Consider the following 24,250-nt stretch of genomic DNA (forward strand, 5'->3'; position numbering starts at 1 on the left):
TGTCCGATTCCCTGGCCGATTCCCCGGGAACATCGAGAATGCCTGCCCCATGGACGACCAGGGCCGCTTTCCCTCCCATCCCGTGTCATCGCCTCCGCGCTTCAAGGGCGTGGTCACCCGCTCGTTGCATCTGACGCTGCGCGACGGTGTCCAGCTCGCGCTCGACGTCAACCTTCCCAGGAATCTGCCGGACGGCGAGCGGATCCCCGCGGTGCTGATCAGCAGCCGCTACTGGCGAAGCCTCGATTTGCGCCTGTCCCCTCCGGACCGGGTGCCCATGGGGCCGCGCGAGCCCCTCGGTGATGCGCTGGTCGCTCGGGGGTACGCGGTGGTGGTCGTCGACGTGCGCGGCTCCGGTGCCTCCTTCGGCACCTGGACCCATCCCTGGTCGGACGTGGAGGTCGCGGACCTGGGCGAGGTGGCCCGCTGGGTGGCGGACCAGCCCTGGTGCACCGGCCACCTGGGCGCGGTGGGCATCTCCTACGAGGGGACCACCGCGGAGCTGCTCGCGGCGGCGGCGCCGGAGCGGGTCCGGGCGGTGATGCCCCAGCAGATCGAGTTCGACGTGTACACGGACGTGGTCATGCCGGGAGGCATCCTCAACGCGGAGTTCATGCGGCAGTGGGATGCCACCAACCGCCTGCTGGACGCCGGCCGCGTCCCGTCCGCCTGGGGCCTGGGGGCGAGGCTGATGGTGCGCGGGGTCCGCCCCGTGGACGGAGACGCCAATCGCTCACAGGTCCGCGCGGCCCTGGAGGCGCACCGGGACAACGTCGACGTCTGGGCGGCGGTGCGGTCCATGACCTATCGCGATGACGCGTTCGGCGCGCAGCCCGTCACCACCGACGACTTCAGCCAGTTCCGCCGCAAGGAGGCCATCGAGGCCTCGGGCGCGGTGGTGTCCGGGTGGGGGAGCTGGTTCGACGGCCGCACCGCCGACGCGGTCATCCACCGGTTCCTCAACTTCTCCAATCCCCAGGTGGGCGTCATCGGGGCGTGGAGTCACAACATGAAGACCCACGGCAGCCCCTTCGCCAAGCCCCGGAGCCGCCCGAATCCTTCCATGGACGGTCAGTGGGCGGAGTGCAGCGCCTTCTTCGACCAGACGCTCAAGCCCGGCGCGCCCGCGCCGCAGAAGCTGCTGCACTACTTCACCGTGGCGGAGGAGGCCTGGAAGTCGACCCCCGTGTGGCCCCCCGAGGGCCTCTCCACGGAGCGCTGGCACTTCGCGGCGGACCACCAGCTCGCGCGCGAGGCTCCCGCCGGGGAAGGCGCCGACACCTACGAGGTCGACTTCGCCGCCACGACCGGGACCCACAATCGCTGGCACACGCCGGATGGGATGACGCCGGTGGTCTACGCGGACCGCGCCCGCGAGGACCGGCGGCTGCTCACGTATACGAGCGCCCCGCTGGACGTGGACGTGGAGCTCACCGGACACGCCGTCCTCACCCTGCACGTGGCCTCCTCCATGGAGGACGGCGCCTTCTTCGTCTACCTGGAGGAGGTCGACCCGAAGGGCAAGGTGACCTACCTGACGGAGGGGCAGCTCCGGGCGCTGCACCGGAGGCTGTCCGGCTCAGCGCCGCCCTACGTCACGCCCGTGCCGTACCACTCGTTCCGCCGCGAGGATGCCTGGCCGCTCGTGCCGGGCGAGGTGGCGACGCTGACCTTCGGGTTGCTCCCCATCTCGGTCCTCATCCGCCGGGGGAATCGTCTGCGGGTCGCGCTCGCGGGCGCTGACGCCGACAGCTTCGCCCGCGTCCCCGCCGAGGGCCGTCCCTCCTGGCGGGTCCTGCGCGATGCCGAGCACCCGTCCTGCATCGACCTGCCCGTGAAGCGGCGGGGCTGACCCAGCACCGGGCCCGCGCCCATCGTCACGTCCTGATCAACAGCAGACGATCCCTCCGGCAAGATGCTCCGCATCCGCCTGGCCTGCTTGCTCCACACCCTCCCACCGTCGGTGCCCTCCTCCATGACCCAGCGCATGCCCCCCTCCAGCCCGCATCCCGCGGACAGTCACGACCGGATCCGCGTCCGGGGTGCCCGCGAGAACAACCTGAAGGACGTGAGCCTCGAACTTCCCAAACGCCGGCTGACGGTGTTCACCGGCGTCTCGGGATCGGGCAAGTCGTCGCTGGTGTTCGCCACCATCGCCGCGGAGTCGCAGCGGATGATCAACGAGACCTACAGCACGTTCGTGCAAGGGTTCATGCCGACGCTGGGGCGGCCCGAGGTCGACGTCCTGGAGGGGCTGACGACCGCGATCATCGTCGACCAGGAGCGGATGGGCGCCAACTCCCGCTCGACGGTGGGCACGGCGACCGACGCCAACGCGATGCTGCGGGTGCTCTTCAGCCGCCTCGGCAAGCCGCACGTCGGCTCGTCCAACGCCTTCTCCTTCAACGTCGCTGGCGGCATGTGCCCGCGATGCGAGGGCATGGGGTCGGTGACCGATATCGACCTGTCCCAGCTTTACGACGACACCAGGTCGCTCTCCGAGGGCGCGCTCACCATCCCGGGCTACACCCCAGACGGCTGGCAGGTGCGCATCTTCGCCGCCTCGGGCTTCCTCGACCCGGACAAGCCGATCCGGAAGTACACCCAAAAGGAGCTCCACGACTTCCTCTATCGGGAGCCGACCAAGGTGAAGTTCGAGAGCATGAACCTGACCTACGAGGGGTTGGTTCCGCGGATCCAGAAGTCGTTCCTGACCAAGGACAAGGAGGCGATGCAGCCTCACATCCGTGCCTTCGTGGAGCGGGCGGTAACCTTCACCCCCTGTCCCGAGTGCGGCGGCACCCGGCTCAACGAGGCCGCCCGGTCCTCCAGGATCCAGAAGCTCAACATCGCCGACGCCTGTGCGATGCAGATCAACGAGCTGTCCGAGTGGGTGCGCGGTCTGAAGGAGCCGTCCGTCGCGCCGCTGCTGACGACGCTGCTGCAGACGCTCGACTCGTTCGTGGAGATCGGGCTGGGCTATCTCAGCCTTGATCGGCCGTTGGGGACGCTGTCGGGCGGCGAATCACAGCGCATCCAGATGGTCCGACACCTCGGCTCTTCGCTCACCGACGTGACCTACGTGTTCGACGAGCCGACGGTCGGGCTGCACCCGCACGACATCCAGCGGATGAATGGCTTGTTGCTGCGGCTGCGCGACAAGGGCAACACCGTGCTGGTCGTCGAGCACAAGCCTGAGGCGATCGAGATCGCCGACCACGTCGTCGACCTCGGCCCCGGTGCAGGCACCGCCGGCGGCGAGGTGGTGTTCGAGGGCACCGTCGAAGGGCTGCGGGCGAGCGGCACGCTCACCGGGCGGCACCTGGACGACCGGGCCTCCTTGAAGCCGTCGGTGCGCAAGCCGTCAGGCGTGCTGAAGGTGCGCGGCGCCGGCTCCCACAACCTGCGCAAGGTCGATGTCGACATTCCGCTGGGCGTGCTGGTGGTCGTGACGGGCGTGGCCGGGTCGGGGAAGAGCTCACTCATCCACGGGTCGGTGTCCGGCCAGGAGGGAGTGGTGTCGGTCGACCAGTCCGCCATCCGAGGTTCGCGCCGGAGCAACCCGGCGACGTACACCGACCTGCTGGAGCCGATCCGCAAGGCCTTCGCGAAGGCCAATGGCGTGAAGCCTGCCCTGTTCAGCGCCAACTCCGAGGGCGCCTGCCCGGCCTGCAACGGCGCCGGGGTCATCTACACCGACCTGGGGATGATGGCGGGCGTCGCCACGACGTGCGAGGAATGCGAGGGCCGACGGTTCCAGGCCGCGGTGCTGGACTACCGGCTCGGCGGGCTCAACATCGCCGAAGTGCTCGACCTGCCCGTGAAGGACGCGGCCGCCTTCTTCGGCGCCGGCAAGGCGCATACGCCGGCCGCGCACGCCATCCTGCAACGCATGATCGACGTCGGGCTGGGCTACCTGCGGCTCGGCCAGCCGCTGACCACGCTGTCGGGTGGCGAGCGGCAGCGACTGAAGCTCGCGACGCACATGGGCGCTGACGGCGGCGTCTACGTGCTCGACGAGCCGACCACCGGCCTGCACCTGGCCGACGTCGAGCAGCTGCTCAAGCTGTTGGACAGGCTGGTCGACTCCGGCAAGTCCGTCATCGTGATCGAACACCACCAGGCGGTCATGGCGCACGCCGACTGGATCATCGACCTGGGGCCGGGCGCGGGCCACGACGGTGGGCGGATCGTCTTCGAAGGCACCCCGGCCGCGCTGGTCGCGGCGAAGTCCACGCTGACCGGCAAGCACCTCGCGGCCTACGTCCGCTGAGCAGGTCCATGGCCGGCAATCCCAGCCGGCAACGGCGACTCTTGCCAGCCCCCAAGCGCCGGATCGCGGCAAGGCTTGCCGTCCTCACAGGTCGCTCCAGGGGAAGCGGCCTTGAACGTGGATTGGCCCTGCCCTTGCTCTGTCGACGGCATGTTCGCCCTTCCGTTGGGAGCCAGTGCCATGATGATGGGAAGAAGCTGCATCCTTGGAGCAGTCCTGCTGACGGCCGCGTGTGGTGTCTCCCACCCTGAACAGGAGGCCGCGGAGGACGACGTCACGGCGAAGTCTTGCCTCCCCAACTGCCCGCCGCCGACGAAGATCGCCTTCGCGTCGAACCGGGGAAGCGACCCCGCCCACCCCACCAACACCTACGACATCTTCGTGATGGGCACCGATGGCATCGTGTTGAACCGCGTCACGAACGACCTCGTGATGGACCGGCGCCCCAAACTCAACAAGGCGCTCACCCAGGTGGTCTGGCAGCGCGCCTACGGCCAGACGTCCCCGTACTTTGGCGACTTCGAGATCGTCACCGCCAACATCGACGGCAGCAACATGCAGCGGCTCACGAACCAGGCAGGTGACGACGAACAGCCCGCCTTCAGCCCCGACGGGACGCGCATCGTCTTCGCCCACTGCACCTCCCGGTGCAGCCTCTACCTGATGGACGCCAACGGCCAGAACCAGGCCCTCCTGGCCACGGACCTGCAAGGCGCCGGCAGCTACATCACGCCGAGCTTCAGCCCCGATGGCCTGAAGGTCGTGTTCGGCTATGAGGCGCTGAGCACGTCGGACATTCCCCGGCGGGGCATCTACCGCATCAACGTGGATGGGACGGGACTGGTGAGGCTGAACGAAGGCCCCTCCAACTGGACCTCGTTCTTCCCGGTCTACAACGCGGCGGGGACGAAGATTGCCTTCACCGCGAGCATCTCGGTGCAGAGCCTGTACGAGCGGGACCTCTACTCCATGAACGCTGACGGGACGGGTCTGGTCGCGCTGGAGACCGGGCCGGAGGACGACCAATGCCCGGCCTACAGTCCTACTTCCAATACCCTGGTGTTCGAGCGCCTCCCGGGCAACGGGAGCAGTAGCGAAATCTTCATGCGGTCCGTCAACGGCCCCCTCAAGAACCTGACGAACACCGTGAGCGCGAACGACGTCGAACCGTCCTGGCAGTGACTCCGAGCGGGCACGCGCGTAGCGGTAGCACACGGGGTCCCCGAGCCCGTCACGTCCGCGCAGACGCCCCGCGCGCCTTCCACGCCGCAGAACTCGGCGAAGCCGCCAGGGCACGTCTCACCGATGAGCGCGGGGCTGAAGGCAAAGCCAAGGGGCCCATGACGGACTGCTCGATGCACTGGCCATGGACACCGCACACGGTGCCGCTCGGGCAGAAGGGGTTCGGCGCCATGAAGTCACAGGTGACCAGGCACTGACGCGCCTCGGAGTAGGCACCAGTGCATGCATAGCCCTGCGCGCAGTCCGTCGACGCGAGCGCGTGCTCTGTCGCGGCCGGCGTGTACGTGCAGGCCTCGCCCTGCGTCTTCGTGCCGAGCGACTGCCTCATGACCGAGGGTCCCGGCGAAGCGACCGACTCTTGGAGAGGCACACGGGCCTCCGCAAGCTCAGCTTCCCGCTGAGCGGTAAGTCCGAGCCAGCCTGGCGGCCTTCTTGGAGAACTGCGACATCCCCTTCGACAAGGCCCACTCCTGGCTGAGAGCGTCTGCCCAGTCCGCAATCGCCTTGCGCTACGCGACGCTGAGCGCCGTCAACGCAGGGGCGGATGAGCCCGTCATGACTGCGCGGCCTACCTCATCTGCACGAAGGGGGTGGAGGACGGAGGCACCTGCGCCCGGGAGCCGCGCCTGGGAGAGCGCTGCCGCTTCACCGAGCCGGACGGAGGGCTCCCCTGGGTGTATTCCTGCCTCGAGGGGACCTGCGACAGCACGACGGGGCTCTGCCAGTAGCCGGGCGCCCTGGAGCGTTCGGGGAATGAGAGCGGTTGCTCGCCTCAAGAATCCGCAGCCGTGCTCACACCTTGATGGCCAGGCGCCCCGTCATATCGATTCGCTGGAGCAGAGGCTTCCGCGGCTGCTGCGCGAAGAACTCGTCCACGGCCCGGCGTGCTCCCTGCCAATAGCCGTAGTCATCAATGATCAGCACCCCTCCCGGTGAGAGCCGGGAGTAGAGGTGCTCCAGTTCGTGCCGGGTGGACTCGTACCAATCGGTGTCCAGGCGCAGGAGGGCGATGGTGTCGGGCGCCTGCGCGGGAAGTGTCTCCTCCACCCTCCCCTTCACCAGATGGACCTGATCCATGGGATAGCCCGTGCTGCTCACGTTGGCGCGCACGTCCGCCTCGTCAGCGATGCACCAGACGTTGAAGCCCTCTCGCCGGGCGGACCTGGACAGGAGTTGCTCCGCCGAGACGCCGCTCCAGGAGCGGTCCGCGGCAGTGGGCGGGGTCATCCCCTCGAAGGTGTCGAAGAGGTACAGCGCGCGCTGCGCCCCCAGGCCCAGCAGGGCCCTGGCCGCGACCATCATGCTGCCACCGCGCCAGACCCCGCACTCCACGATGCTCCCGGGGATGTTGTTCGCCACCACGTAGCGCACGGCGTGCAGCAGCGCGATGAGCCGCTCGGGACTGGTCATCGTGAAGGCGAGGACCTCCTCGCAGAGCCGCTGCTCCTCCTCCGTGAGGTCGGGGGGAAGGCTCACGTGCTCAAGTGCGCGCCGCATCCACCCCGTCATGCTCCGTGGGAGGAGACGGGCAACGAGGACGCGCGGTGAGGGCAGGCTGGCTTTCATGCGGCGAATCTATGCCAGGTGAGGCGGGGACGCTCCAAAGCGCGCCACTGCGGCAAAGCATCTCGCTGCTCCACCGCGGGGTCACCACGTCGTCACCGTGCAACTCGCCAGCAAACGCATCCAGCCCGTCGTCCGACGACTTCATCAAGTCGATCAGGCCCGTGAGCCGGCGGCGGGAACATGGGCGGGCGCGCGCCCCAGGGGCCTGGCCACGGGCCGGCGCTCGTACATGTCCCAGGCCCACAGCAGGGCCCACTGCAGCGCGACGGTGGCGATGAAGAGCAGCGGCCACAGGCCCGAGTAGGGCAGCCGGGCGTAGTGCACGCCGAGGTAATAGACGTAGAACTGCAGCAGGTAGGCCGTCAGCGAGTGGCGCCCCATCAGGCTGGCGGGGCGCAGCAGGAACCCCAGACGGCCGAAGTGCTCGGTGCGCAGGAGCAGGCCCAGCCCCGCCAGGGCCATGCCGCCGTAGAGCAGCAGGTAGGCCGGGCCCGGCGGGAACTTCTGCTTGGGGGACGTGAGGGCGCCCAGGGCGGAGGCCACGCCCTCCGGCAGGTGCTGGCCTCCCGAGCGCCGCAACCATACATAGACGGCCACCAGGGCCAGGCCGGTGACGGCCAGCGCGCCGCCGACCTTCACGAGGCGCCGTGCTGCCTGGAGCACCTGGCCTGCCTTCAGCAGGTCACCCAGCCACTCGCCCACGGCGCTGCCCGCCAGGTACACCCCGAACCACGGAACCAGCGGGAAGTTGGAGAAGAGGACCGACTGCACCAGATGGCCGAAGAGCACCTCTTCGGTGAGCTGCGCGGCCGGCAGTGTGGAGTTCATGCCCAGGCTCAGCACCTGGCTTCCGGCCACCAGCGCCATGCCCAGCGCCAGCCGGGCCCGGGCGCCCATGCGCGTCACCAGCAGCGGCCCCACCAGCAGCGCCACGCCAATGGTGTCTGTCATGAAGAGGATGCGCACCAGGTGCCCGGCCTCCTCCACCCAGGACAGGTAGGTGGGGACGATGAGCAGATGGCCCGCGGTGAGCAGGAACAGGCCCCGGCGCCACAGCCGGGAACGGACCGGGCCGAAGGCCCCGCGCCGCTGGGCGTACAACAACCCCAGCATCAGCCCGCTGATGAGCATGAAGGCGGGCGAGGCCAGCCGCGTCACCAGGTGCGTCTTCTGTCGCAGGGCCTCCGCCTCGCCGCCCAGCGGGCGCAGGTAGGCGTCCACGAAGTGCGCCAGGAAGACCAGCAGCATGGCCAGCCCTCGCGCGGCGTCCACCGCCAGCAGCCGCGGGGAACTGCCTTTCAACGCCGCCGTGGCCGTTTCCCCGGAGCGGGGTCCTTCTTCTACATGCGTGGGTGTCACTGGAGGGCAGCTCCTCGTCTGGAGGCCCTCTGCCCGCGGATCTCGGTAGTCATTACCTGGGCAGCCCCCCGTTTGGCTGAATCTTTACCACCCTCTCATAATTCGAGGATGTTGTCCAGACATGCCCTCGTCCCTCGGACCCTTGGCATTGGTGAAGGGCAGGCCTGGGTTAACGGCCGAACTTCACTTCCTTGACGTGTTTGGCATTCAAACGGCGCCCCGGTGGATCCGCACGTTGCCCGCGGCGCTGTTGCCAGGCGCCCATGGCTGAAGGCGAGGCTCAACCCGGGATGCCGACCTCCGCGCACGCGGCGGCCTTCAGCCGTGCGCGGTCGACGCCCAGGGCCGTCAGCGCGCGCACCACGGTGCCGCGCTCGAGGGTGCACGTGGCCGCGACGACATGCGCGCTCCGCAACAACGAGGGTCGGGTCGACTTCGACAGGGCGACGGCCTGCTGGAAGACCTGCTGCGCCTGCGGCGTCGAGCGGAAGACGCCAGGGGCGGGCCGACGCTCCACCGGCGCCTCCAGTCCACCTTCGTCCTCCGCGAACCCGGCGGCGGCCAGCGCGCCGTGGTGCGCGGACTCGATCGCCTTGCGCAGCGCCGAGGGGTCTGCTCCGACGCGCTCGAAGGCACGCACCGCGCTTCCATCCGGAAGCTCGAGTGCCGACAGCAGCAGGTGCTCCGGGCCCGGCAGCTCTTCACCGGCGCGCAGCGCCTCCGCCTCCGCTTTCGTCAGCAATTGCCGGACGGTCCTCAGGTCCTTCACGGCGTTCAACAGTCCCATGACGTCCTCCTTGAGAGTGGTCAGCGCCCCTGCGGCTCGCGCAGCTGCGGCGTGAACTTCTTGTGGGCGGCCTGGGCGCTGATGCCGAGCGCCTCGCCAATCTGCGCCCAGGTCCAGCCCTGGCGGACGGCCTCGATGACCGCCGCGAGCTCCAGCTGCGTCGCTCGACGGCGCAAGGCGACGACCGCCGCCAGCGCCGCCTCGGGATCATCCGGGGCCGGGATTCCCTTCAGCTCCTTCATGTCCATCAACCTAGGTTGATGGACCGCTGTTGTCAACCCAGGTTGATGGGCGCACGGAACCCAGAACACCAGACATGCGGCCCCCCATCCGGCCGTCAACGCCCGTATGCTTCCGCGCCATGACTGTGGATCCCCGGTGGGCGCGGGCCGCCCGGAACAACGCGGAGTGGTGTGACGCCGTCTGCCGCGCGCATGGGCGCCCCGGCCGGTTCGACGACGGCCTGTGGCTCAATGCCGCGCCCGTGCCGGCCTTCTATCCGAACGCGGTCACCCTCACGGCGGAGGTCGCGGAGCGCACGCTTGAAACCCTCTCCCACCTGGACCCGCCGGGACGCTGGGGGGTCAAGGACAGCTTCGCGACGCTGGACCTGTCGGCGCGCGGCTTCGACCTGTTGATGTCCGCGCAGTGGATCCACCTGGACGCCCACGCGCCCCCACCCGACACGTCCTCGCACGTGCCCTGGCGGACGGTGCGGACACCCGGGGAGCTGGAGTCGTGGGAGGCCGCGTGGAGCCACCCGCCCGGGGCCGCCCATGCGCCGGTGTTTCCTCCAGCCCTGCTCCAGGAGGAAGGGGTCGTCTTCCTCGCCGCGGGCGATCCAGCGCGCCCCCTGGCCGGAGGCATCGCCTCACGGGCCGCGGGGGTCGTGGGCCTCTCGAACACGTTCCTCGCCGAAGGTGCGCCGCCCCTCCTCTACGCGGAGCTGCTCGCACACCTGCGGACGATGTTCCCGGGCCTTCCCGTCGTGGGCTACGAGCACGGCGAGGCGCTCGACGCGTGGCGAAGCCTGGGTTTCGAGTGCGTGGGTCCCCTGCGCGTGTGGCTCAAGCAGCGGGGCTGAGCCCCCTCCCCGGCTTCATCAGAAGCCGGGCGGAGCCTCGCTGCCCCGGGGCGCTACCGGGAAGCAGCGTGAGCGCCCTGGCTCCTGTGGAGTTGAATCTGCGCTTGGATCCACGGGATGTAATGGGAGACCCGGGCGTAGACACCCGGCAAGCCCGGCCTCGCGCAGCCAACACCAAAGCTCGTGATCCCCTGGAGCGTGTAGCCCTTTGCCTGCTTCATGACCAGGGGCCCTCCACTGTCACCCTGACACGCGTCCTTGCCTCCCTGCGCGTACCCGGCCCCGAGCATCGCCTGCGAGTCGATGAGGACGCCTTGAGAAGCGTACATCCTCGCCAACTGCCGGGAATTCACGGTGGGGACTCCCACCTGCATCAGGATGGTGGACGTGTCGTAGCCCCCCTCCCTGGTCAGGCCCCACCCCGCGACCGTGGCCATCACGTTGTCTGGAACCTGCTCGCCATCAACCGGGAGGCAGACAGGGACGGGCGTGGGTCCAGGCGTGAGTGAAGGGGCCACGTTGGGGCGCATGCTGGAGGATTGGCCGCACCCTCCGGCAATGGATGGGTTGAACTTGATGGGGCTTTCGAGCACGAGGACGGCGACATCGTTCATCGTCGTGTCAGGGTCGTAGTCCGGATGCTCGACCACGCGCTTGACGGGAACGCGGACCTGACCGGCCATGGGATGCAGCAGGTCATGTGCTCCTGCGACCACCGTGAAACGGTAAACACCGTCCGCGACACAATGAGCCGCCGTGAGAATGATATTGCTCTCGTCCCGGGTGCCCGTCCTGACGATGGAGCCCCCACAGAAGTGGCTGCCATCGGCCTGAAGGCTGACAATCCAGGGGTGGCTGCCTGGACGCGCCTCGACGCCCCCCACGATCTCCTGGCCAACGCGGTCCACGGCCTCGACGCGGTCCAGCTCCGCACCACCACAGCCCAACAGACTCACCGCGACGACAACACTCCACCCCAAGCGCATGGACCTCTCCTGTTTCAAATGGAGAGGCCGGTGCTAGCAAGCCATGGGCCACGAGCCTGCGAAGGGAGCCGTGCGCCGTTCCGCGGAGCGGCGGGCGGGCTGACACGTCAAGACACGTCCGGTGGCTCCTGGGACGCGTCAGGCCCCTTGGACGGAGAGGCTCAGAGCCCTTCGCGCAGGTTCTCCTCCGCGATGCCCGTGAGTCGTGACACGTGCTTGTGAAGCCACGTGCCGAAGGGCTGGATGCGCGCGGGAGGCGTCTTCCTGGGGAGCGCTTGCATGCTTTCGTCGAACGGAACGACGGCGTGCTCCCCCGTCGGAGACTTCGTGCGGTGGTCAAAGGCGAAGGACCTGTCGACGTGCCACCCGCCGTGGAACACGAAGAGGTTCTCCAGGTCCTCGTTGCCGGTGGCCTCCACGAGCCCGTCGATGTCGTAGATGTCGTCGGAGATCTCCAGACAACTCCAGCCGCCGCCCGTGACGTTGCCGCACAGGAACGTGGGCAGGCCCTTGTCGATGGTGTTGTCCACCATCCAGGTGATGGAGCCGTACACGCGCAGGAAGTAGTCCCAGCTCGACTCGCCCTTCCTGGGCTTGAGCGCCTTCGCGCCGTTCCAGCTCCCGATGCGGTCTTTGTATTCGCGCTTGAAGAGGGACAGCTGTTGGCCGAGCGAGGCCATGCGCCGGGGCTCCTTCTTCACGTCCAGGTGCTCCGCGACGAAGTGCGCCTTGGGGAAGCGCTCGTGGAGGTCCTTCAGCATCGCGATGGCCGTGTCGACGGCCGCGTAGGCGTCCTGGGGTTTCGCGAAGGCGGGGCCCTTGGGCGCGGGAGACTTCTTCGGGGAGCCCTTCGGAGCCTTCGGTTCGGGATTGGGGTACTTCGCATCCCGGAGCTCGACGGTGTGCAGGACGAAGCCCTCCTTCTCTTTTGCGCGAATGCGCTTCTCCGCCCGCGCGATGGCTTCCTCGTGGCTCGCGGTGACGGTCTCGTTGCGATACTGCTCGATGGTCCGGTCCCCATCGACGCAGATGTCCCAACCGATTGATGGGCCCTTGCGGTACTCACGGACCGTCACGCGCTTCTTCGTCGCGTTCCAGGGGTTGCCGTCGCGGAAGCCGAGCTTCCGGTAGCGCGCCACCAGCGCTTCGACGTCCGTCGCCTCCACGAGCGACAGGAGGTAGGCGCCGTTCATGGTGCCGCGGCGGACCACCGCCTGCGTCCCTCGGACTTCCACGTCGACGAAGAGGAGCGACAGTGGCTTGAAGAGCGTGAACCGCTCCTTCACGGGCGTGGTGAGCTTCAGCGCCCCGGGCTCCGGCTTGTGGAGGGTTCCCTCGCTCCAGACCCGCAGCTCGCCGCCCGCTGAATAGAGCCAGACCTCGTCTTTCAGCGAGAGCTGGGGATCCGAGTACCAGATGGCCTCGCCGCCATTGAGCTTCTGCAGGTTCTTCCAGTTGGGCATGGCGGGCTTCTTCGCACGGGAATCGTGGGCGGCATATCGGAGAGTCGTCGTGGTGCACCACGCCCAGGACAACGTCGACTTCCTGGCGCCCTGAGAATGCCAGACACGCTCAATGCGTCGCAGTGTCGGCTTTCGTAGTACTCTTTCGTAGCAACCGTGCATTCCCCTGAACGCAGTCGCCACCCCTCGAAAGGAACGTCGCCATGTCGAAGGTTGTCGCAATCATGTCCATGTCGCTCGATGGCTACGTCGCCGACCGCAACGATGGCGTGGCCGAGGTGTTCGACTGGTACTTCAGCTCGGGGGACGTCGAATTCCACACCGGAGGGTCGGACCCCATGACGTTCAAGGTGTCCGGGCCGAGCGCCGAGCACCTTCGCGCCCTCACGTCCGGACTGGGTGCCATGCTCACCGGTCGACGCACCTTCGACGTCGCCCAGGGCTGGGGCGGAAATCACGCTTGGGGACCCGCATTCGTCCTGACCCACCACATCCCCGCGGGATGGCCGCGACCCGACTCGACGGTCCACTTCGTGACCGACGGCATCGAAAGCGCCGTGAACCAGGCCAAGGCCGCCGCCGCCGGGAAGTCCGTTGGGGTCCATGGCGCTGACACCCTCCAGCAGTTGCTGAATGCGGGCCTCCTCGACGAAATCCACGTCGACATCGCGGCGGTTCTTCTTGGCTCCGGAGTGCGACTCTTTGACCACCTCACCGGCACGCCCGCCGTCCTTGGCAACCCGACGGTGATTCCGGGCGTCGGCGTTACCCACCTGCGCTACCCGGTACGAAAGGCGTAGTCCCACCCCCCACCGGCCTGGGGCGTGACGCGGACGCATGCATCGTTTGCGCGGCCGGGGACTCCTGGAGAAGCCCTCTTCCGGGCGCAGGGAGCCCCTATGCGCAACCCGTCGAAATCCATCGCAGTCGTGGCTGTCCTTCTCGTGGGCCTGCTCCTGGGGGGGCCCGCCGCCGCGCATGACTCGCTGCGCGAGCGGATTGAAGCCTTCGTGCGCGCCGAGCAGAAACGGCAGAAGGTGCCCGGTCTCGCCGTGGGGGTCGTGAGTCACGGGCGGGTCGTGCTGGCGAAAGGGTATGGCTTCGCGAACCTGGAGCACCAGGTCCCCGTGGAGACGGACACCCTCTTCCAGTCCGGCTCCGTGGGGAAGATGTTCACCGCGATGGCGGTGATGCTCCAGGTGGAGGCCGGCAGGGTGGCGCTGTCCGACAGCATCACGAAGTACTTCCCCGACGCGCCCGCGACGTGGCGGCCCATCACGGTGCGCCACCTGCTGACGCACACCTCCGGCGTCGGCGACATCTACGACGTGCTCGACCTCCGGCAGGACTACACCGACGCGGATTACCTGCAGATCGCCTATGGGCGACCCCTCCAGTTCCCCGCCGGCCTGCGCTTCAACTACAGCAACACCGGCTACGTCCTGCTGGGCATCCTGGTGAACCAGGTCGCGGGCACCTCCTACATCAACGTCCTGGGGTCGCAGGTCTTCCGGCCCGCGCACATGACGTCCGCGCGAGGCATCAGCGAGGAGGACGTCATCCCGAACCGCGCGGCCGGCTACAGCGTGGTCAACGGCGTGGTGAAGAACCAGGAGTGGGTGTCGCCGTCGCTGAATCGCAACGCGGACGGTTCGCTCTACTTCTCCTTGAAGGACATGCTGGCCTGGGACGCCGCCGTGGACCAGCGGGCCCTCCTGGGCCGGGGGAGCTGGCAGCAGATCCTCACCCCCGTGAAGCTCAACAGCGGGGCCTCCTATCCGTATGGCTTTGGCTGGATGCTCCAGGAGCGCGCGGGCAAGCCACTGCATCAGCACACCGGTAGCTGGCAGGGCTTCCTCAGCATCTACTCCCGCTTCCTCGGGGACGGGCTGTCCATCGTGGTGTTGCTCAATTCCAACAGCGCGAACCCGACGGCGTTCGCGGACGGGATCGCGGCCATCGTGAACCCCGCGCTCGCGGTGCCACCCCTGGCGCCCATCCCCGACCAGGAGCCGGCGCTGACGGCGCGGTTCACGGCGCTGCTCGAACAGCTCCGGAACGGGACGCTGGATCCGGCGGAGTTCGCGTACGTCCCGAGCTGGTACTTCCCGGAGGTCGTGCCGTACTACCAGGACCTGTTGCAGGACCTGGGGCCGGCGGGGCCGCTCGTCCTGGCGAAGCGCGAGGCGCTGGGCGATGACCTCGTCTCCACGTACCTGGTGAAGTTCGGGACCACGACCTGGCGCTACAAGGTGAGCATCCTCCCGGATGGCCGCGTGACCCACCTCGGCCTGGCTGGGAACTGAACCCACCTCTAGTCCACGGGCGGAGCGGCGGCGCATAGGATGCGCCGCCATGGACTTCCAGGCGCGACTCGAGGCGCTCACGCACCAGCTCCAGCCCTGGTCCCCGCTCTGGTCCCGCTCCATCCTCCAGGGCTGGCCCGGGTCCGGCGCCGCCTGGCCCGAGGACTGGCGGGCCTATGCCCGGTCGCTCGATGAAGCGGGCGAGCGGAGCCTGGACCAGGGGACGCTCGTGGGCGCCCCGCCTCCGTCCCTGGGCGCGCTCCTGGGCGCGCTCCAGGAGCTGACGGCGCTGCCCTGGCACGAGGGCCTTCACGCGCTGACGGTCGCGGAGACGCAGGGACTCAGCGTCAAGAAGACCCACGAGCTCGAGCGGGTGCTCGCCCTGCTCGCGCCAAGAACGCGCTTCATCCATCAGGCGGTGGATATCGGCGGCGGCATGGGACATCTCGCCCGCCTCTGCGCGCGGACGTTCGGGTGGACCTTCCACAGCATCGACCGGGACGCCGCGTTGCAGGACAAGGGCCGGCGGTGGCTGACGAGAACCGCCCCTCCGGGCGAGGACACCCTGTGTTTCATCCAGGCCTCCGTCGAGGACGGGCCCCAACCGCGGATTGATCCGCTCTTCTCCGGCAGGGAACGGGCCTCCATCGGTCTGCACACCTGCGGGCCGCTCGCCCTCACGCAGCTGCGCAAGAGCCAGGGGGCGGGCTTCGTGCTGAACATCGGCTGCTGCTACGACAAGCTGGAGGCCCCGCGGGATTACCCCGTCTCCCGCTTCGGGAGCGCGCATCCCCTGCCCTTCACCCCGCATGCCCTGGCGCTGACGACGCGGGGACGGCACCACAAGACCGAGGAGGAGTTCGCGCGGATGAAGCAGGTGTACGCGTGGCGCTTCGCGTTCGATCTCCTGTCGAGGCAGCGCTTTCCCGAGCGCGGCTTCGTGCGGGCAGGAGACGCGCCCCGGACGCTCTATGCCGGACGCTTCGCCGTCTACGCGCGCGACCGCCTGGAGCGCCTGGGCCTGGACGCCGGCATGACGGACGCCGAACTGGAGGCCTTCGAGGTGTCCGTTCGCGCCGAGACGCGGGAGCTCCTGCTCTGTCATCTGCTGAGGGACCGCTTCGCGAGGGCGTTGGAGGTCGTGCTCCTGCTGGATCGCGCGCTCCTCCTGGAGGAGCAGGGCTTCCAGGTCGAGATCCTCCAGCTCTTCGATCCGCGCCTGTCTCCGCGCAACCTCGCGCTCATCGCGTCACGGAGCGCTTGAGCACGTACGTGACGCCTCCGCATCCCAGCACCCTGCGCGTCGCGGGGCTTGACGCTCCGGTGTCCGCTACGGCGCCGGTTGGGCTTCAGGGTTCTGCAAGGACTCGCGCGCGCGCAGGCGCTCCTCGCGCAGCTTCGAGACCAGCGCTTGCGCCTTCCCCCGCTGTGTCTCGTCGAGGAGCGCTTCAACATCGCGGTAGGCCGCTGTCTCGTTGTCCTCGATCGCCTGGAACAGGGCCCGCTGCCGCTTCAGGGCCTCTTCGCTCAGGGGTGCGGGAGGTTGGGCGGGAGGCCTGTACGCGGGCCGGCCCCCCAGACCCACGGGGGCGTTCCTTCCCGGCATTCCGGCTCCGGGCGAGGGACCGCCTCCTGGGACCGGTTCGGGCTGCCAGATCGCCCAGAGCTGTTCACGCAGGGGGCGGTTGGCCGCGTCGAGGGCCTCCTCCCGCTGGCCTACCTGGATCAACTGGTCGGTGGTGAGCCCCAGCTCCTGATGGCGCTCGAGCAGCAGCGCGAGCGGCGATTGGAAGAGGACCCTGGGGGGCGGAGGACGCCCTGGACGTTCCGCCGGGGACGACGAAGCGCAGGCCGTAGCAAGGCCCACCAGCAACAACCACTGCACGAGACGGCGCGGCGACATCGGTCCTCCTTGGGGCGGGAACGGCTGGCACCCGCCGTCGGGGTTGGGAAGGTTCGACACAGCCGCTACGCGGCCACGGCCTCGGTGATGCTGAGCGCGGCCGGCGTGGGGATGACGCGCGAGAGCCGCAGGCCCGCCTGGGCGAAGAGCTTGCGGAAGTCCTCCTCGGTGCGCTCCCGGCCGGGCAGCGAGGCCAGCATCATCACGTCCAGCACCTTGCCCCCGTGCGGCGCGCACCCGGGCGGGATGACGGTGTCCACCACCTGCCGGCAGGCGCTGAAGTCATCACCGCGCGCGATGGGCCCGTTCTCCAGGTCCGACAGGCTGGACATGCCCCGGTGGAAGGTGGCGCCCGCCGCCGTGGCCAGCGCTCCGGAGAGGATGAAGCCAAAACCAGGCTCGACGAGGAGCTGCGCCGGGTGGACGGGCGGTGGGGTCATCTCCCGGTCGTACTCCCGGTCAAATCCAGACGTCAATCCACCGGGCCAGGGACGCGCCTGCTCAGCGGGCCCCCAGGCTCCGCGGCAGCGCCACCCTCTCCGGGCTTTTCTGGGCCGGATTGAACGGGATTAAATTCCTGGCATGAAGATCATCCCCGACGCGAATGCGTCTCCCACGCAGCAGCTTCATTCGGCCATCACGGGCCTCTTCATCACCCAGGTCATTGGCACCGTGGCCCGTCTGGGAATCGCGGACCTGCTCGCGGGAGGAGCCCGCGACAGTGACTCGCTGGCGGCCGAGCTCGGCGTCCATCCAGGCGCCTTGTTCCGGCTGATGCGAGCCGGCGTCACCGCCGGCATCCTCGAGGCCGTCTCCGAGCGGACCTACGCCCTGACGCCGATGGGCGAAGGGCTGCGCTCGAACGTCCCTGGCTCGCTGCGAGAGGTGGCCATCCTCCTGACCGACAAGTCGCACTGGTTGCCCTGGGGGCTGCTCTCCGAGGCGGTCCGCACGGGCAGGTCCCCGGTGCAGGCCGCCCTCGGCTCCGACATCTGGGGGCACTTCGCCCGGAATCCCGAGGAGGGGGAGCACTTCGCCCAGGCCATGGGCAATGTGTCCGGGCTGGTGGCCAGCGAACTGACGCACCACATCGACTTCGCCCCCTTCGCCCGCGTGGCGGACATCGGAGGAAGCCACGGCGAGCTGCTTGCGCAGGTGCTGCGCCCCCATCCCTCCTGCCGGGGCATCCTCTTCGACCTGCCCCAGGTCGCTGAAGGCGCGAAGACGGTGCTTCAGTCCCGGGGCCTCGCCAGCCGGGTGGACGTGGTGGCCGGGAGCTTCTTCGAGCCCGGCATTCCCTCCGCCGAAGCCTACCTGCTCAAGCACATCCTCCATGACTGGGATGATGAGGCCTCCACCACCCTCCTGCGCCAGCTCCACGCCGCGGCCCCTCCTGGCGCCCGGCTCTTCGTGCTGGAGCTGGTGATTCCGGACCACCGGACCCCAGACTCCTCCCACCTGGTCGACCTCAACATGCTGGTGCTCGCCGACGGGCGCGAGCGCACCGGGGACGAGTTCCAGGCGCTGCTCTCAGCGACCTCCTGGAAGGTGGAGCGCATCATCCCCACCCGGAGCGGGACCAGCATCATCGAAGCAGTGAAGGCCTGAGCGACGGCACAACCCCAACCAGGGCCTGGACCTCATCCCCTACAACCCATTTCCGACGGTCCGGACGTATAGGTCTACACGCCCCCCGGGTCTCGTCCATGTGCCACCGCTCCCAGCCCTCCAAGCCCCCCCAGGTCGGACGCGCCCTCTTCGTGGCGCTCGCGCTCCTCGTCCCGCTCGCCACTGCGTGTGGCGACGAGACTCCCCCCGAAAAGCCCGGTTCATCCGAGACCCAGGCCGACGCGGGCGGGCCGGATGCATCCACCTGGATGCCTCCCGACGCCTCGTGTGTCGGCGCAAGGTGTGATGCGGAGCCCATCACCGAGTCGCCCGACGCGGGCGCCACGGATGCCGGCCCCGCGGATGGCGGCGCCCCGGATGCCGGCCCCGCGGATGGCGGCCCGGAGATTCCACCGCCCCTGACCGTCGACCTGAGCGCTCCGTCCGAGCTGCTCGTGCGCAGCGACGGGTCCGCCGCCCTGCGTGTGGGCGTCAAGCGGCGCGAGGGCTTCACCGGCCCCATCACCCTCGCCCTTCGCGGCCTGCCCCCCGAGGTCTTCGTGGCCGACCGCCACGTGTCGCAGGACACGAGCGCGGCGGCGCTCGTCGTGAGTGTGTCGGAGCGCGTCGGGCCGGGGACCCGCCTCGACGCGACGCTGGTGGCCACGGCGGACGGCCGCTCCACCTCGCGGCCGCTGCGGCTGCTGGTCTCGGGCCCCTCCTTCTCCCTGGATCCCACCTTCCCCGTGGTGCCCCTGGGCTGGACCGACACGTCACGGAGCTTCGCCGTGCAGCCGGACGGCAAGCTGCTCACGGCATACGCCATCTCCAAGGACTCCTGGCCGGGCGGCGCGAAGGGCTTCGTGCTCGAGCGCCACCACGCGGATGGCGTACCGGACCTGGCTTTCGGGATGCTCGGGACGGTGACGCACCAGCGTCCGGCGGTGCTGAGATTGCTCGCGCTCAAGCCCCTGCCCACGGGGGGGCTCCTCGTGGCGGGCACCGCTGCGGACTGCCATGACAGCAACAACGAGCCCCCCTGCACCGTCCTCGTTTCGCGCCACCTCTCCACGGGGGCGCTCGATCCGAGCTTCGGGGACGCGGGCGTCGTTTCGGCCCAGTTCACCGCCAATCCCCGCGCCCCCGTGAAGCTGCTCGCGGACGAGGCAGGCCGGGTGTCGCTGGCCGTGTCGTACTATGTGCGGACCCAGGCGGACTCGGACGTCTACGCCGTGCAGCGGTGGGAGGCGGATGGCAGGCCTGTCGCGGGGTTCGGGACGGAAGGGAAGGTGACGTTCCCGCTCCCGGCGAGCGAGCAGCGCTCCGACCATCTCAGCGAAGCCCTCCAGCAGAAGGACGGCACCATCGTCATCGCCGTCACGCTCTTCGATGGCAGCAGCTCGAACTTCCACGCGCTGGGGTTCATCCGCATGGACGGAGCGACCGGGACGACCTCGTGGGGGGTGGATGGCAGTTACTCCCTGCATCGGACTGTCGTCGCGGACGGGCACGGCCGGTTCGTCTCGCTCCTCAGCACGGGTGCCCCCACCTATGACGTCATCGTGCAATGGTATGACCAGAACGGCTCGCGCATCTACGGCGCGGGAAGCTCCACGATGCCGGCGCGCCTGCTCGCCGTCGGCTCGGCCAACGAGCTGTTCTTCGATGACGTGGGCACGCCCTACACGGTGGGCCGGGTTGAAGGTGGCGGAGGCCTGGCGGTGGTGCGCTTCACCCGGCAGGGGACGGTGGACCCGGGTTTTGGCACCCAGGGTCTCGTCCGGCTGGACAACCGCCTCAGCTCCTTGTCTGGCTTCACCCGCGAGCCGAATGGCTGTCTGCTCGCGCGCACGTGGCCGGAGCCGGGACTGATCCGCATGTGGCCGTGAGAGGCCCTGGGAATCCACACATCGGAAGTGGCGAATGATTGCGAGTCCGATGCCAGGCCGGCCAACAAAGGCGGACGTATGTCTCGATTGGGAATGCTTCTGGTGGGTGCGCTGGCCCTGGGTCTGACCGCGTGCGGGGGCCCCGAGCAGGCGGAGGACAGCACCGAGCCCCAGATGGCGTCGGCGCAGCAGGAGCTGACGCAGTACTGTGGCCTGAACTGCCCGAGCGGCCAGCACCCGACCACCTACCTGTGCAGCAGCTCGTGTGGCAGCTTCTGCACCAACATCAACAACGCGGTCCAGTGCGACAACAACACGGGCTCGTCCTTCACCTCGTGCGGCACGACCTGCCCGTCGCCGTACCGGGTCACCAGCACCTACGGCTCCTACCTCTGCAGCAAGACCATTCCGTACCTGAGCGGCAACAACACGGTCATCTGCAGTCTGTGATCGACCGCGTCTGAGGCGGACAAGGCCTCACCTCGAAAATGGCGGTGGACTGGCGGCTCGCGAGCGTCGCCAGTCCACCGCCATGGGATTCGTCTGTCTTTGCGTGTCGCGGCCCCATGTGAGTCACGGCCCGCCGCGCGGATGGGGCTCGTGGCATTCTGAGGGCCAGGCACAGGGTCTCGGGTGATTTCCATGAGCGACACGGCAGAAATCCGCATCCGCCCCGTCCAGGACTCGGACGGGCTGGCCCTCGAGGACATTCGCCGCGCGGCCTTCGAGCCCGTGTTCGCATCGTTCCGCGCGCTCCTGGGCGACGAGCTCTACGAGCTTGCGCAGGCGAAGGAGGACGCGGGCCAGGCCGACATGCTTCGTGGGCTCGTCGCGCCCGGCTCCGGCTGGGAGGTGTTCGTGGCAGAGCTCAACGCAAAGGTGATCGGCTTCGTCGCGGTGAAAGTCAACGCGGAGACCCTCATCGGCGAGATTGGCTTGAACGCTGTCCATCCTGCTCACGCCGGACATGGGACCGGGACGGCGCTCTACATGCACGCGCTCGGCCACATGAAGCGCGCGGGCGCTCGGGTCGCAACCGTGGCGACCGGTGGCGATGCGAGTCACGCAGCGGCGCGGCGAGCCTATGAGAAGGCTGGCTTCCAAGCTGCCATTCCAAGCGTGTGGCTCTGCCGCTTGCTGTAGCCCTCTCGACAGGACCGGTAAGGGGCTATCGGGCCTTGCACCGCTTCCTTCAGGCCGCTGCCATGAAGCTGCCGTAGCGCACGCGGTACATGAAGCGTGTGGCGAGGGCTGGTCCCCGGGTTGCGGTGAGGCCTGGCCATGTCCGCCCAGGCCGCCACCTCCAGCGCCGCGTCCACCTCCAGCGCGCCCTCCATCGCGCCACCCGAGGCCCTCACGCAGGGGGTGCTCGACAGCAACGCCGCCGTGCCGCAGGTCGACGCGGCGGTGGCCGCGCTGATCTCCCTGAGCGTGCCTTCCAGCACCCAGGTCCCCAGCCTCTCCTCGGACGTGGACAAGGCGCGCGCGGACGCGTCGCTGTGGACCACGACCTACCGTCCCCTGGTGTTGTCCACGCTCGCGGGCGTGGCCGCGTTCGGGCAGACCTTCGACACGGCCTACGCGCAGCTTCAGCCCCTCTCCGTGCGGCTGGCCGCAGGTGACTCCAGCGCCATCGCCCCCTTTCGCGCCCGCCCTGAGCGGAAACAAGGCGGGGTGACAATTCCTGCTCGACGAGTGCACGGGCTGGCAGCGGGTGGGATTGTTCCCCGTGCTGCTCCTCCAGCCGACGACGGGCGTCGCCGCCTGAGGTCCGACTCAACGGCCTCCTGCCCCGCGTCGTCGGGGCAGGGGGCGGGCCCCTGACCACTGCGTGACACCTGCCCCGTGGGCCAGCGTTCCCCACTGGAGGCGCCGGCTAGGGTGCCTTCGCTCGGAGCCGGGCCGCCGGCTGTCGCCGGGAGGCACGCGGCTCCCGGGGGAGGTCTTCCGTGTCCGTGCTCTCGGATTTCAAGCAGTTCGCGCTGAAGGGCAACGTGGTGGACCTGGCGGTGGCGGTGGTCATCGGCAATGCGTTCACCGCCATCGTCAACGCCGTGGTGGCGGACCTGGTGATGCCGGTGGTGGGGCTGGTGCTGCCGGGAGGGGACTGGCGCGAGGTCACCGTCACGCCGCTGCAACTGCGCATCGGACACCTGATGGGCGCGGTGCTGGACTTCCTCATCATCGCCCTGGTGCTGTTCCTCGTGGTGGTGAAGATGAGCAAGCTGTGGAGTCGTAAGGAGGCACCGCCTCCGCCCTCGACGCGGGTCTGCCCGGAGTGCCGGGAGACCATCCCCCTGGAGGCGCGGCGCTGTCGGGCGTGTACGTCCGCGCTGGAGCCCCTGGCGTCCCCCTCCGCCTGAGCGTTGAGCGCCGGGAGACACGACCGCCGGGCCCCCGTGTGGGAGGACCCGGCGGCGGAGTGCAACGCTTCAGCAGGGACGGCGGGGACTACCGGCCGGTGCGCTCGTCCACGGTGAGGCAGGGCTCCATCTTCTCCGGGGCGACGAGGAACAGCTCCTCGCGGCCCAGGTCCTGGGAGAGGCCCGGCGTGGCGAAGCCAATCTGGCCACCGCCGTCATACGCGAGGGCCAGCCAGTCGTTCTGCGACGCGGGGAACACGTTGTTGGCGGCGCCGGAGCGGTTGAAGTCCCGGGTGTAGGTCGCGGCGTCGATGAGCGTATTGCCATTGAAGTCCAGGTTGGTGCTCGCGTTGCCAGTGACCTGGACGTTGTTGAAGCGAAGCCCGCTGATCTTGGCCAGGTCCGCTTCGGTGGTCGGGGCGACGGGTGAGAAGGCGGCCCCCTCGTTGACCGCCGCCTCGCTGAAGGAAGCGACGCGCACGCGCGAGTAGTCGAGCACGTTGTTCAAGCCGCCAATGCCAAAGCCATAGAACTGGTACTCGTAGTTCATGATGCTCAGGTAGTTGGGCTTGTAGTTGCTGTCATCGTTCCCGCCGTGGCGCAGGCCGATGTTGTGCCCCAGCTCGTGCATGAGGGTGCCGGCCAGCTGCAGCTCCGTGCCGCCTCCGATGAAGCCCAGCGTCACGATGAAGTCATGCGCGGGAATGCCGCGCGAGATGCCGCTGGAGTTTCCGCCGTTGTACCGGTTCGCGAACAGCATGTAGTGGAAGAACGGCGCGCGGCTCGCGGCGAAGTACTTCCCCTTGATGACGTCGAAGTCCGTCCACACGGGGCTCAGGTCCGAGTCCGCGTCCGCCGCGGCGATCTGCTGGTCCACCACGAGGTGCAGCGTGATGCCCGTGGAGCCGTCGTAGTTCGTCACCGGCGCGTTGGCGAAGGCCGTGGTGACGCGGTTGCGCATCGCCAGGGACGGCTGGAGTCCCGGGTAGTAGTCCGCCTCGACGAAGATGTCCTTCCTGCGCGGGTTCGCGCCGAGCCCGGCCAGGTCGATGCCGCCCACGCCGTACGCCTCCGCATAGTCGCTGAGCCGGTCACCGTCCGTGTCCGTGCTGTTGGGATTGGTGCCCAACACCGTCTCCACGATGTCACAGATGCCGTCGCCGTCCGCATCCAGGGAGGTGATCAGGCATCCAGGGACCGGAAGCAGGGCCGCCGCTTCCATGCCCTGGCGGGTGCTGCCCGTCTCCGCATCCGGGAGGTCGGTGCCGCCACACCCGTTCAAACCCAGGAGCGCGACGGAAGCTGACAGCAGGGTCTTGTGAAGCCTGGACATGGGATTCCCTTTGTTCGCAAAGGATTGGCATCGCGCCAATCGCCCCTTCTTTGCATTTACCATGATTTTTCGGCTATTCTTTTTTTAC

22 protein-coding genes are annotated in these 24,250 nt (G+C 68.7%); 13 read left to right on the forward strand and 9 right to left on the reverse strand.

Going from position 1 to position 24,250, the window contains the following annotated elements; translation table 11 throughout:
- The first annotated feature begins 49 nt into the window (after positions 1–49).
- From D7X12_RS06465 to D7X12_RS06475, 3 genes are all read left to right on the forward strand, one after another.
- Positions 50–1,852: a CocE/NonD family hydrolase gene (locus tag D7X12_RS06465; protein ID WP_120624386.1), complete on the forward strand. Its 1,803-nt coding sequence runs from the start codon at positions 50–52 to the stop codon at positions 1,850–1,852.
- 123 nt (positions 1,853–1,975) lie between these two features.
- Positions 1,976–4,273 (forward strand): ATP-binding cassette domain-containing protein, encoded by a 2,298-nt coding sequence (locus D7X12_RS06470; RefSeq protein WP_279637151.1) that lies wholly within the window; start codon positions 1,976–1,978, stop codon positions 4,271–4,273.
- Positions 4,274–4,453: 180 nt separating this feature from the next.
- Complete coding sequence (locus tag D7X12_RS06475) at positions 4,454–5,455, forward strand: TolB family protein (protein ID WP_158619983.1); 1,002 nt, start codon at positions 4,454–4,456, stop codon at positions 5,453–5,455.
- Between the two features lie 852 nt (positions 5,456–6,307).
- On the opposite strand, the gene D7X12_RS06485 is transcribed toward D7X12_RS06475, so the two are convergent.
- The 4 genes from D7X12_RS06485 to D7X12_RS06500 all read right to left on the reverse strand — a co-directional run bounded on the left by D7X12_RS06485 (position 6,308) and on the right by D7X12_RS06500 (position 9,469).
- Positions 6,308–7,012 carry a TylF/MycF/NovP-related O-methyltransferase gene (locus D7X12_RS06485; protein WP_120624389.1) on the reverse strand — a complete coding sequence of 235 codons (705 nt, stop codon included), beginning with the start codon at positions 7,010–7,012 and terminating at the stop codon, positions 6,308–6,310.
- A gap of 222 nt (positions 7,013–7,234) precedes the next feature.
- Positions 7,235–8,383: a heparan-alpha-glucosaminide N-acetyltransferase domain-containing protein gene (locus tag D7X12_RS06490; protein WP_120624390.1), complete on the reverse strand. Its 1,149-nt coding sequence runs from the start codon at positions 8,381–8,383 to the stop codon at positions 7,235–7,237.
- Between the two features lie 337 nt (positions 8,384–8,720).
- The gene (locus tag D7X12_RS06495; protein WP_120624391.1) at positions 8,721–9,227 is read right to left on the reverse strand and encodes a Clp protease N-terminal domain-containing protein; all 507 of its coding nucleotides are present in this window, start codon (positions 9,225–9,227) and stop codon (positions 8,721–8,723) included.
- Positions 9,228–9,247: 20 nt separating this feature from the next.
- A complete protein-coding gene (locus D7X12_RS06500; protein ID WP_120624417.1) occupies positions 9,248–9,469 on the reverse strand; it encodes a helix-turn-helix domain-containing protein in 222 nt (73 codons plus the stop codon).
- A 119-nt stretch (positions 9,470–9,588) separates the two neighbouring features.
- On the opposite strand from D7X12_RS06500, the gene D7X12_RS06505 reads away from it, so the two are divergent.
- On the forward strand, positions 9,589–10,311 hold the full coding sequence (locus D7X12_RS06505; RefSeq protein ID WP_147443547.1) for a hypothetical protein: 723 nt from the start codon (positions 9,589–9,591) through the stop codon (positions 10,309–10,311).
- Between the two features lie 53 nt (positions 10,312–10,364).
- Here the strand turns inward: D7X12_RS06505 and D7X12_RS06510 are convergent, their stop codons facing one another.
- Together D7X12_RS06510 and D7X12_RS44100 are read right to left on the reverse strand one after the other, a co-directional pair.
- Entirely contained in the window at positions 10,365–11,297 is a 933-nt protein-coding gene (locus tag D7X12_RS06510; protein ID WP_120624393.1) for a serine protease, read from the reverse strand.
- A 161-nt stretch (positions 11,298–11,458) separates the two neighbouring features.
- A complete protein-coding gene (locus D7X12_RS44100) occupies positions 11,459–12,760 on the reverse strand; it encodes a hypothetical protein (RefSeq protein WP_244224392.1) in 1,302 nt (433 codons plus the stop codon).
- 203 nt (positions 12,761–12,963) lie between these two features.
- On the opposite strand from D7X12_RS44100, the gene D7X12_RS06525 reads away from it, so the two are divergent.
- From D7X12_RS06525 to D7X12_RS06535, 3 genes are all read left to right on the forward strand, one after another.
- Positions 12,964–13,560 (forward strand): dihydrofolate reductase family protein, encoded by a 597-nt coding sequence (locus D7X12_RS06525; RefSeq protein WP_120624394.1) that lies wholly within the window; start codon positions 12,964–12,966, stop codon positions 13,558–13,560.
- A gap of 129 nt (positions 13,561–13,689) precedes the next feature.
- Complete coding sequence (locus D7X12_RS06530) at positions 13,690–15,066, forward strand: serine hydrolase domain-containing protein (RefSeq protein ID WP_244224393.1); 1,377 nt, start codon at positions 13,690–13,692, stop codon at positions 15,064–15,066.
- Positions 15,067–15,115: 49 nt separating this feature from the next.
- Entirely contained in the window at positions 15,116–16,330 is a 1,215-nt protein-coding gene (locus D7X12_RS06535) for a methyltransferase (protein WP_120624396.1), read from the forward strand.
- Positions 16,331–16,396: 66 nt separating this feature from the next.
- Here D7X12_RS06535 and D7X12_RS06540 read toward each other — a convergent pair whose 3' ends face one another.
- Positions 16,397–16,969: a hypothetical protein gene (locus tag D7X12_RS06540; RefSeq protein ID WP_120624397.1), complete on the reverse strand. Its 573-nt coding sequence runs from the start codon at positions 16,967–16,969 to the stop codon at positions 16,397–16,399.
- A 65-nt stretch (positions 16,970–17,034) separates the two neighbouring features.
- Positions 17,035–17,409, reverse strand: coding sequence for a class I SAM-dependent methyltransferase (locus tag D7X12_RS06545; protein WP_244224394.1), 375 nt, complete (start codon positions 17,407–17,409; stop codon positions 17,035–17,037).
- A 142-nt stretch (positions 17,410–17,551) separates the two neighbouring features.
- Here D7X12_RS06545 and D7X12_RS06550 point away from each other — a divergent pair, with 142 nt between their 5' ends.
- The 6 genes from D7X12_RS06550 to mscL all read left to right on the forward strand — a co-directional run bounded on the left by D7X12_RS06550 (position 17,552) and on the right by mscL (position 22,829).
- Positions 17,552–18,577, forward strand: coding sequence for a methyltransferase (locus tag D7X12_RS06550; RefSeq protein ID WP_120624398.1), 1,026 nt, complete (start codon positions 17,552–17,554; stop codon positions 18,575–18,577).
- 98 nt (positions 18,578–18,675) lie between these two features.
- Positions 18,676–20,466 carry an NHL repeat-containing protein gene (locus D7X12_RS06555; protein ID WP_120624399.1) on the forward strand — a complete coding sequence of 597 codons (1,791 nt, stop codon included), beginning with the start codon at positions 18,676–18,678 and terminating at the stop codon, positions 20,464–20,466.
- A gap of 93 nt (positions 20,467–20,559) precedes the next feature.
- A complete protein-coding gene (locus D7X12_RS06560) occupies positions 20,560–20,916 on the forward strand; it encodes a hypothetical protein (protein WP_147443548.1) in 357 nt (118 codons plus the stop codon).
- A 192-nt stretch (positions 20,917–21,108) separates the two neighbouring features.
- A complete protein-coding gene (locus tag D7X12_RS06565) occupies positions 21,109–21,609 on the forward strand; it encodes a GNAT family N-acetyltransferase (RefSeq protein ID WP_120624419.1) in 501 nt (166 codons plus the stop codon).
- A gap of 138 nt (positions 21,610–21,747) precedes the next feature.
- The gene (locus tag D7X12_RS06570; protein ID WP_120624401.1) at positions 21,748–22,290 is read left to right on the forward strand and encodes a hypothetical protein; all 543 of its coding nucleotides are present in this window, start codon (positions 21,748–21,750) and stop codon (positions 22,288–22,290) included.
- A gap of 125 nt (positions 22,291–22,415) precedes the next feature.
- The gene (gene mscL, locus D7X12_RS06575) at positions 22,416–22,829 is read left to right on the forward strand and encodes a large conductance mechanosensitive channel protein MscL (RefSeq protein ID WP_120624402.1); all 414 of its coding nucleotides are present in this window, start codon (positions 22,416–22,418) and stop codon (positions 22,827–22,829) included.
- 88 nt (positions 22,830–22,917) lie between these two features.
- On the opposite strand, the gene D7X12_RS06580 is transcribed toward mscL, so the two are convergent.
- On the reverse strand, positions 22,918–24,162 hold the full coding sequence (locus D7X12_RS06580; protein ID WP_120624403.1) for a hypothetical protein: 1,245 nt from the start codon (positions 24,160–24,162) through the stop codon (positions 22,918–22,920).
- Between the last annotated feature and the right edge of the window lie 88 nt (positions 24,163–24,250).

Source organism: Corallococcus sicarius, from assembly GCF_003611735.1.
Classification (GTDB): domain Bacteria; phylum Myxococcota; class Myxococcia; order Myxococcales; family Myxococcaceae; genus Corallococcus; species Corallococcus sicarius.

Excerpts from the sequence above, each read along its gene's own strand:
- D7X12_RS06465 (WP_120624386.1), top strand. The coding sequence starts at position 50 with ATGGACGACCAGGGCCGCTTTCCCTCCCATCCCGTGTCATCGCCTCCG.
- D7X12_RS06470 (WP_279637151.1), top strand. The coding sequence starts at position 1,976 with ATGACCCAGCGCATGCCCCCCTCCAGCCCGCATCCCGCGGACAGTCAC.
- D7X12_RS06475 (WP_158619983.1), top strand. The coding sequence starts at position 4,454 with ATGATGATGGGAAGAAGCTGCATCCTTGGAGCAGTCCTGCTGACGGCC.
- D7X12_RS06485 (WP_120624389.1), bottom strand. The coding sequence starts at position 7,012 with ATGCGGCGCGCACTTGAGCACGTGAGCCTTCCCCCCGACCTCACGGAG.
- D7X12_RS06495 (WP_120624391.1), bottom strand. The coding sequence starts at position 9,227 with ATGGGACTGTTGAACGCCGTGAAGGACCTGAGGACCGTCCGGCAATTG.
- D7X12_RS06500 (WP_120624417.1), bottom strand. The coding sequence starts at position 9,469 with ATGAAGGAGCTGAAGGGAATCCCGGCCCCGGATGATCCCGAGGCGGCG.
- D7X12_RS06505 (WP_147443547.1), top strand. The coding sequence starts at position 9,589 with ATGACTGTGGATCCCCGGTGGGCGCGGGCCGCCCGGAACAACGCGGAG.
- D7X12_RS06510 (WP_120624393.1), bottom strand. The coding sequence starts at position 11,297 with ATGCGCTTGGGGTGGAGTGTTGTCGTCGCGGTGAGTCTGTTGGGCTGT.
- D7X12_RS44100 (WP_244224392.1), bottom strand. The coding sequence starts at position 12,760 with ATGCCCAACTGGAAGAACCTGCAGAAGCTCAATGGCGGCGAGGCCATC.
- D7X12_RS06525 (WP_120624394.1), top strand. The coding sequence starts at position 12,964 with ATGTCGAAGGTTGTCGCAATCATGTCCATGTCGCTCGATGGCTACGTC.
- D7X12_RS06535 (WP_120624396.1), top strand. The coding sequence starts at position 15,116 with ATGGACTTCCAGGCGCGACTCGAGGCGCTCACGCACCAGCTCCAGCCC.
- D7X12_RS06540 (WP_120624397.1), bottom strand. The coding sequence starts at position 16,969 with ATGTCGCCGCGCCGTCTCGTGCAGTGGTTGTTGCTGGTGGGCCTTGCT.
- D7X12_RS06545 (WP_244224394.1), bottom strand. The coding sequence starts at position 17,409 with ATGACCCCACCGCCCGTCCACCCGGCGCAGCTCCTCGTCGAGCCTGGT.
- D7X12_RS06550 (WP_120624398.1), top strand. The coding sequence starts at position 17,552 with ATGAAGATCATCCCCGACGCGAATGCGTCTCCCACGCAGCAGCTTCAT.
- D7X12_RS06555 (WP_120624399.1), top strand. The coding sequence starts at position 18,676 with ATGTGCCACCGCTCCCAGCCCTCCAAGCCCCCCCAGGTCGGACGCGCC.
- D7X12_RS06560 (WP_147443548.1), top strand. The coding sequence starts at position 20,560 with ATGCTTCTGGTGGGTGCGCTGGCCCTGGGTCTGACCGCGTGCGGGGGC.
- D7X12_RS06565 (WP_120624419.1), top strand. The coding sequence starts at position 21,109 with ATGAGCGACACGGCAGAAATCCGCATCCGCCCCGTCCAGGACTCGGAC.
- D7X12_RS06570 (WP_120624401.1), top strand. The coding sequence starts at position 21,748 with ATGTCCGCCCAGGCCGCCACCTCCAGCGCCGCGTCCACCTCCAGCGCG.
- D7X12_RS06580 (WP_120624403.1), bottom strand. The coding sequence starts at position 24,162 with ATGTCCAGGCTTCACAAGACCCTGCTGTCAGCTTCCGTCGCGCTCCTG.